Below are 7658 nucleotides of genomic sequence, written 5' to 3' on the forward strand. Positions count from 1 at the left end.
TCCGCGCACGAGTTTCCGAGTGCCCCCCGGCAACTAATAACACTGTAGCATATATTCAATTCACTTGCATACTAAAATAAAAAGTCGCCCTACAAGGGCGAGGCTTTAAACCCAATTTTTCGGTAAATTGTTATGCTTTTAGCTATCTTTATCCTCATTAACTTTAGGAACATAGTCTGGACGTTGTGCATCTTCCCAACCAGGAGGACGCTTAGAATTATACCAAGCAATAGAACCTATACTAACTGCTGCAATAAAGCCCACCACAACAACTGCAATTGGAATCCATATATTACCCTGCACCATATTAAATCTCCAAGTTATTTCTATAATTAGAAATATTATCTCACAACCTGGATTGAGTCATATCAGTTATCAGTTATCAGTTATCAGTTATCAGTTATCAGCAAGTCTAGCTGTTTGCGCAGCATTCCGTAGGAAAGTAAAAGGCTTTATTCCTGAGAAAAAATGTACTTAGAAGCACATTAATTTGGACAAATCAAGTAGTTTTGCCTAGCTAAACTGACTATTTCTCCCTTCTCACTTTATCCCCACAAGTTTTTCAAGAGTTCCTTATAAGGGATAGCTAGGGATAGCTTAAGAAGGGAAAATTTGGACCAAAATTTTTTGGCAAAAACAATCTAGCTAGAAGCTGAATTTGAGAGATTTTTTTTGTGAATGCGATCGCAGAGCGTGTCATCAGCTATATCGCGACTTTAACCACCAGCAACAGCAGGAACAATACTCACTTCATCTCCATCCTGTAGAGATGTTTTTGTTCCTTCTAAAAATCGGATATCTTCGCTGTTAACGTAGAAATTTAAAAATCTTCGGGGTTCTCCTTGATCATCACAGAGACTTTTTTTGATTCCAGGATAGTCTGTTTCTAGAGAATTTATTAGTTCGGAAATATTGCCACCGCCACATTCAATTTCAATTTTTGCTTTATCTTTTGCTTTATTTTCGGTAAATTTCTGCAGTGGGGTAGGAATTAAAACTGTAACTGCCATAATTGATTAATCTAGATTATTTATAGATAATACTTTAGTTGCTCTTGGCAAATTTTTATTGTAATGCTGGGCTAAGAAAAACTTTTGATTTTTAAGAAAAAAATTATTTTTCCTAACCTACTATTACTCTTTGAAAGATACAGCAGATTCCACCTTGCTGAGGTATATTCATCGTGGACAAGATACAAGCACTGGGAACATTTAAATGTTAGTATCTTTACTTTATATACCACCGAATCTGCTGTATATAGAAATTTTTTGGGTTAGGTGAGTTAAACTAAAACTTGCTGCCAATCAAGACGCTCTAATGTTTGAGCGCGTTCCCAAGCTCTCTCGAAACTGTCTAACTTGGCATCTATTGTGAGAGGTTCGCCGATATAACCTTGTACTGCTTCTTGTGTCTTTAAACCATTACCTGTAATGTAAGCAACGGTAGTTTCTTCAGGATCAATTTTGCCTGCTTCTGCTAATTTTTTCAACACTGCAATAGTTGTACCACCTGCTGTTTCAGTGAAGATGCCTTCTGTTTCTGCCAATAACTTCATGCCTTCAATAACTTCAGTATCGGTGACAGATTCGATATTACCGTTTGTTTTGCGAGCTACTTCTAATGCGTAGATACCATCTGCAGGGTTGCCGATCGCAATTGATTTGGCAATAGTATTTGGTTTAACTGGGGTGATAAAATCACGACCTTCTCTGAATGCTTGAGCTACTGGAGAACAACCTTCAGCTTGCGCTCCACTAAAACGAACTGCTTTATCTTCTACTAAACCTACTTTAACAAACTCTTGGAATCCTTTATAAATTTTTGTGTAGAGGGAACCGGAGGCGATGGGTGCAACGATATGGTCTGGTAGTTGCCATCCTAGTTGCTCGGCGACTTCAAAGCCAAGAGTTTTTGAACCTTCTGAGTAGTAGGGACGGAGGTTAATATTTACAAATCCCCAACCGTAGGTATTGGCCACTTCGCAACAGAGACGGTTTACTTGGTCGTAGTTGCCTTTAACTGCCATAACTGTTGGATTGTAAATTAGGGTGCCGAGAATTTTGCCTGCTTCTAAGTCAGCGGGGATAAATACACAACACTCTAATCCTGCTTTGGCTGCGATCGCTGCGGTGGAGTTTGCGAGGTTACCTGTACTGGCGCAGGATACTGTGGAGAAACCTAATTCTCTGGCCCGACTGAGGGCGACTGATACTACCCTATCTTTGAAGCTGAGGGTAGGCATATTTACAGCGTCATTTTTGATGTAGAGATTTTTTAGACCCAGGCGACGGGCTAAACGTTCTGATTTTAGTAGGGGGGTCATACCTGTTCCTACATCTATTACGTTATCTGTTTTTACGGGTAGGAATTGACGATAACGCCATATAGAATTGGGACCTGCTTCGATTGTGGCCCGGCTCACTGTTTGACGGATCTTTTCATAGTCGTACTTTACTTCTAGAGGGCCAAAGCAGACATCTTCGCATATATGTTTGGCTTCTAGTGGGTATTCTTCACCACATTCTTTGCACTTGAGTGTTTCTATTGCTGTATTTTGACTATGGATTTGATTTTCAGTTTTTGTGGCCTGGGTCATATTCTTTACTCCCTACTTCTAACAAAGAATTATTCTGCACTTTTTGAAATAGTAGCATGGGTAAAAATCACCGTCAACCATACCCGACAAAAATAGTCGGGATTAATTTTCTTGTATTTTTCCATTATTAATTGCAACAGATAAATTATCTATTTTGGCAGGTAATTTTACTAATTTAGTGGTTGATTTTAATGTAGCTATTGGAGGAGTAATATAAGTAGCTTATTTATTATAATTAAACTGAAAATTAATAATTTTTATAGCTATTTGGTTTGAATTTATTATAGTTTTGAAGCCAATATTTACTAATATTTTATTTGTCAATATAGAAATTTCCATGCTGGTGAGGTACAAAATTGGTTGGTGTTAGAGAAAAGGGAACAGAAGACAAATAAAAATAGGTGTACCTCACGCTTACTGAAAAACCCTATATTACTAACTTTCAGAATAAAAACAAATTTATTCTGTCATATTTTTTCTATTTAATTGTAAGCATTCAGCCGTCAGCCATCAGCTATCAGCTATTGCTTTTATCCTAAATTAAAAGCAATATTTAATTGCCTTACTACAAAAGTTGGTTCCCTTGCTCTTAAAGTTAGTTGTTAATTTAAACACTGTCCTTAAATAGAAAGTCTGGTTGCTGATAGCTGACTGCTAATAGCTGAATGCTTACATTTAATTTAGTATTAAATGTGAATAATGTTATAGCAATGGAAGCAAAAGGCGGAGACAGATCAAGGGCTTAAAACTCAGACAAGGTAATACTTTTCCTTCTTCCTTCTTCCTTCTTCCTTCTGCTATATTGGATTTTTTTAAATAGGGCTTGCTGATTAAATCTAAAAGTCTTTACAGATAAAGATAAGTGCCTTTTTAAGTATCAAAAAGTGCGAAGTTTTAGGTGGTAATGGTTCAAAAAAGAGCGGATTTTGCTCAAGAGTTGGGCAGAACAATCTTGGGAAAATTCTTACTCCTACCTCCTCCAAATTCCCATTTCTCCTGTCTCTTGTCTCCTGTCTTCTGTCTCCTACCTTCACCCATAAGACTTTTTCAGCAAGCCCTAAATAAATGTAGCATTTCATAGTGAAAAGGCTTCTAGAGGTAAGTGGTTTAATACCATATACCAAAGAAATTATATTTTCTAAAAAAAATATCTAAAATCTAAAATGATTGGCAGTCCTGCAACCGTAATGGTATTGATGAAATTTGGGACAAATTATCTAGGGTTTGCTGAAAAAGTCTTATGAGTGAGGGCAGAAGTCAGGATTCAGGAGTCAGAAGTTAGGATAAATGGGGGATTTAGAGGAGATAGGAGTAAGAATTGTCCCTCAATTTTTCTTTCCTTAGTTTGCCTTTTATGCTAACTTTTGAGGGTTTTATATCATGTTCGGTTGAATACTTATAATATCTGTGGATCGAAGGCAGGAGGCAGAGGGCAGAAGGCAGAAGGGAAAGAGCAAGGTTAAAAGGCAGAAGGTTTTTTATAACTGATTATCCGAACATGATATTAGACTAAAACAAGCGCACTTTTTGGGAATCCAAGAAAGCTAAAACTTTTACCTGTCAATGGTTTGATATTTAATCAGCAAGCCCTAATTATTAATTATTAATTATTAATTATTAATTGTTGAATCCCCTACTCCCCCACTAACTGGAGGAATGAGGACTACTTCATCGCCGTCTTGAAGGACGGTTTCGGGTGGAGCAAAGTTGAAGTTAATACCAAATTTGGTTACTTTTCGCCACTGCTCTAATTCAGGATGTTGGGTAACGATCTGTTCTAAAAGTTGGGAGGCGGTAGTTCCTGGAGAAAGGGTGAGTTGGAGTTCGGAGACTCCATAGGCTTCTTGGTAGGCTGCGAATAGTTTGAGGGTGATGGTCATTTCAGTTATCAGTTATCAGTTATCAGTTATCAGTACCTTCTACTTGAGTAGAAGGTTTGAAACCTAATTATTTTGGTGGTGGTGCATTGTAATGGTCGTGCGTTGCATTATTTTTTTTAGGAGGTACGGCAGTGGGAGCATCTTGCTCCCGTGCCAAGCATCCCTTGTTTCTTGTGTACCATGACTATGCAGGACTACCATTATTTTTTGGTCATATTATGCGAAGAGGCAAATTAGATTCTATGAATTTATTATTTTCTGCGTTGAATAAAAAATCATGCGTAGGGGCGAACAACTCCTTATACATCTTATAATCTTTAGAATATCAGAGTTTTTGTTTGAATGCAACTATATTCCCTGGCAATTTTTTCTAGAGCTTTTGAAGGCGAATCAGCTTCTATATTGTGTTGAATAAAAAATCATGCGTAGGGGCGAAAAACTCCTTATACATCTTATAATCTTTAGAATATCAGAGTTTTTGTTTGAATGCAACTATTTCCCTAGCAATTTTTTTTAGATCTTCTGAAGATGAGAATAATTGATAATTTAATTTATTATTTTAAATAGGGGGGTTGTTGATTGACATCCTCCCGACGCTGCTCTCACTAGACAGCGCGGGATTCCTTAAAATCACTGTTAGGGGCTTTCTGTTTCTTATAGAACCCCTAAACGGATCCATTAAGCATCTCCTCCACGCATAGGGAGTAGGGAGTAGGGAGTAGGGGGAAAGAATTGATGAATAACAGTGCAATAAAAGAGCATGATTTTTGATTGTTGGAGATATCTATCTATAGTAATTAAATATCAATATCCTCACTTCTTGGCCGAAAAACCCAACATTAGCAAAGATACGATCAGGGCTTCTATAAGGGCTTTCTGTTTCTTAGCACACGCCTTCCGGGATTTACTCCCTTCGGGTCTTATGGTTGCTCCACAGAATGACACTGCGAGTCCCGCAGGCTTCTTGGTGGGCGTTCCCTTGCGTCTGACTCCGACGGGGGTTCCAATCCGCAAAATATTTACCGAAGCGTTTATGTCCCTGTCATGGTGAGCTGTACATTCAGGACAATCCCATTCTCTAATATTTAGAGGCAGCGGAACGGAACGGAACGGAACGGGCAAGATGCCCATTCCACACACCTAAGACCTAAAATTATTATCAAATTGACATCCTCTCCGGCCTAAAGGCACGGATATTCCTACTGAGCCCTAGCTCTTCGGCGGGTTGACGCTTCTTAGGCTGCTGCTACTTTGACAGTAGTCTTATGCTTGCCTCCACGTCCGTTTAGAGTTTCCGAGTGCCCCCCGGCAACTTTTAATACTTTAGCATATATTCAATTTACTTGCAAATAAAAAGTCGCCCGCTTATGGGCGAGGCTTTAAACCCAATTTTTCGGTAAACCATTTACAATCTAATTAAAATGCTCAAAATTCAAAACTTAGTTCTAACTAGCAGTTGTTTTTACCTCTTTTTTTCAAGCTCTTGTTTAGCAAAAACTCCTGAATTTTCCGAATATACTGTCAGAAAAAATGCTGTAAATATTATCTCTCAACGTCAAACAGAAGAAGAGTCAAAATTAGAATCTCCAAATCAATTTTCCCCTAATCCTTTAGAAAGCACTGAACCAGACCCACTTTTACCAGAACCCCCTACTACAGGAACCGTTACCGGGGACAAACGAGAAGAACTTTCTCAAGAACTCGACCAACTTAATGTTGAAGCAGCAGCATTATTGGCAGCGGGAGAAACAACTAAAGCTTTTGATACCTGGAATAGAGAACTCCGCTTGCGACGCTATCTAGGTCAAGCAGAAGAATTAGCAGCTTTGGAACGAGTAGCAGAAATAGCATGGAATAATAGTCAAAAATTACAAGTGCAGTGGATTACAAAACGACTGGAAACCGTACAACCAGAGATTCAAGAACAAGAACCAGTGAATATAGAATTGTTGCAAGCGTTAGGTTCTGCATTTAATACTGTTAGAGCAAAAGATCCAGCAGTTCAAGTTTATCAACAAGTTATTGCTGAAGCTAGAGAGCTAGAGGATGTTGCTACCCTCAAACAAGCTTTGACAGCTATGGGGGAAATATACTTAAATTGGCTAGATTATGATAATGCAGCGATCGCTTATGAAGAATTATTGGAGGTTCAGCAACAGAGTGAGTTAGAAACATCTACTAATGAAGAAATAACAGATCCTTCTTTAACTACTAATTTTGAAAAAGTAGATACTATCGAAAAATTAGCTTTCATTTATAATCAAGCGGGAAAACCTCTACAAGCAATTGCAGCAAAAGAAAGATTGGTCAATTTTTACGAAGATCAACAAATTCTCACAGAAGTTCCAGATATAAAAATATCTATTGCTGGAGATTATGAGGAACTTGGAAAACTTAGTCTTGCCAGTCAATACTATCAAGAAGCTTATGATATTGCTCAATCAATTCAACGGTTTATAAGTGCTAGTGATGCTTTAGAAAAATTGGCAGCGCTCTATCTTTCTCAGGATGAAAAAGAGGCAGCAATTGAAATATATAAAGTGCAATTATTGATGGATCAACAGTTTGTTAATGTTTATGGCATGATGGAAACTTATGATCGTATGGGGCAAGTTTATGCACAATTAAAGGCTTTTCCTTTAGCAATGTCATCTTTTCAAAGAGGTTTAGAATTATCGAGACAATTGGGGGGATATCGAGAAAGTTATTTTCTACAAAAGCTTGACAAATTGAATAGAAATAGAAATTTGTGATTTGACTAATTGACAAAACAGAAAATTCATGTATTTGCCATTAATTAAATCCCACATTCCGCACGACAAAATGTAGCATAAAAATCTAAGTCAAAAGTCAAAAGTCATGCATTAAGAAGAAATTTATAGTGGTCAATAGGAGTTAACAATTCAATAAGTATTTGTGCTTAATATTTAACTGAGAATTTGACTCTTGATCGAGGTAAATGAAGATGATTTATATAGTATAAATACTTAAACAATCTCATAATTTTATACTAATTTTCATGTTACAAATTGAAGTGCGGAATGTAGGTTGAATAGTCATATCATGTCCGGATAATTAGTTATAAAAAAACTTTCTCCTTCAACTCCAGTTCTTCTTCTTTCTTCCCTCTTTACTCCTGACTCCTGAGGACTGACTCCTGACTCCTACGTAGTTATTTATTA

The 7658-nt window shown here is 37.4% G+C and carries 6 protein-coding genes; 1 reads left to right on the forward strand and 5 read right to left on the reverse strand.

What is annotated here, in order from left to right; genetic code table 11:
• Positions 1-138: 138 nt before the first annotated feature.
• The 5 genes from psb35 to F6K54_RS36080 form a co-directional block, all read right to left on the reverse strand.
• Entirely contained in the window at positions 139-306 is a 168-nt protein-coding gene (gene psb35, locus F6K54_RS36060) for a photosystem II assembly protein Psb35 (RefSeq protein WP_293088634.1), read from the reverse strand.
• A gap of 410 nt (positions 307-716) precedes the next feature.
• Positions 717-1010: a MoaD/ThiS family protein gene (locus F6K54_RS36065; protein WP_293088636.1), complete on the reverse strand. Its 294-nt coding sequence runs from the start codon at positions 1008-1010 to the stop codon at positions 717-719.
• 272 nt (positions 1011-1282) lie between these two features.
• Positions 1283-2596 (reverse strand): threonine synthase, encoded by a 1314-nt coding sequence (gene thrC, locus F6K54_RS36070; RefSeq protein WP_293088638.1) that lies wholly within the window; start codon positions 2594-2596, stop codon positions 1283-1285.
• 1610 nt (positions 2597-4206) lie between these two features.
• The gene (locus F6K54_RS36075; RefSeq protein ID WP_293088640.1) at positions 4207-4476 is read right to left on the reverse strand and encodes a MoaD/ThiS family protein; all 270 of its coding nucleotides are present in this window, start codon (positions 4474-4476) and stop codon (positions 4207-4209) included.
• An 813-nt stretch (positions 4477-5289) separates the two neighbouring features.
• Positions 5290-5607, reverse strand: a complete 318-nt coding sequence (locus tag F6K54_RS36080) for a zinc ribbon domain-containing protein (RefSeq protein ID WP_375342026.1) — start codon at positions 5605-5607, stop codon at positions 5290-5292.
• Between the two features lie 290 nt (positions 5608-5897).
• Between F6K54_RS36080 and F6K54_RS36085 the strand changes: the two genes are divergently transcribed.
• Positions 5898-7229, forward strand: a complete 1332-nt coding sequence (locus F6K54_RS36085; RefSeq protein WP_293088642.1) for a lipopolysaccharide assembly protein LapB — start codon at positions 5898-5900, stop codon at positions 7227-7229.
• Positions 7230-7658: the final 429 nt, after the last annotated feature.

The organism is Okeania sp. SIO3B5, from assembly GCF_010692555.1.
Lineage (GTDB): Bacteria > Cyanobacteriota > Cyanobacteriia > Cyanobacteriales > Microcoleaceae > Okeania.

Coding starts and splice junctions, on each gene's coding strand:
- psb35 (WP_293088634.1), bottom strand. CDS start 306: ATGGTGCAGGGTAATATATGGATTCCAATTGCAGTTGTTGTGGTGGGC.
- thrC (WP_293088638.1), bottom strand. CDS start 2,596: ATGACCCAGGCCACAAAAACTGAAAATCAAATCCATAGTCAAAATACA.
- F6K54_RS36075 (WP_293088640.1), bottom strand. CDS start 4,476: ATGACCATCACCCTCAAACTATTCGCAGCCTACCAAGAAGCCTATGGA.
- F6K54_RS36080 (WP_375342026.1), bottom strand. CDS start 5,607: ATGGGCATCTTGCCCGTTCCGTTCCGTTCCGTTCCGCTGCCTCTAAAT.
- F6K54_RS36085 (WP_293088642.1), top strand. CDS start 5,898: ATGCTCAAAATTCAAAACTTAGTTCTAACTAGCAGTTGTTTTTACCTC.
- F6K54_RS36065 (WP_293088636.1), bottom strand. CDS start 1,010: ATGGCAGTTACAGTTTTAATTCCTACCCCACTGCAGAAATTTACCGAA.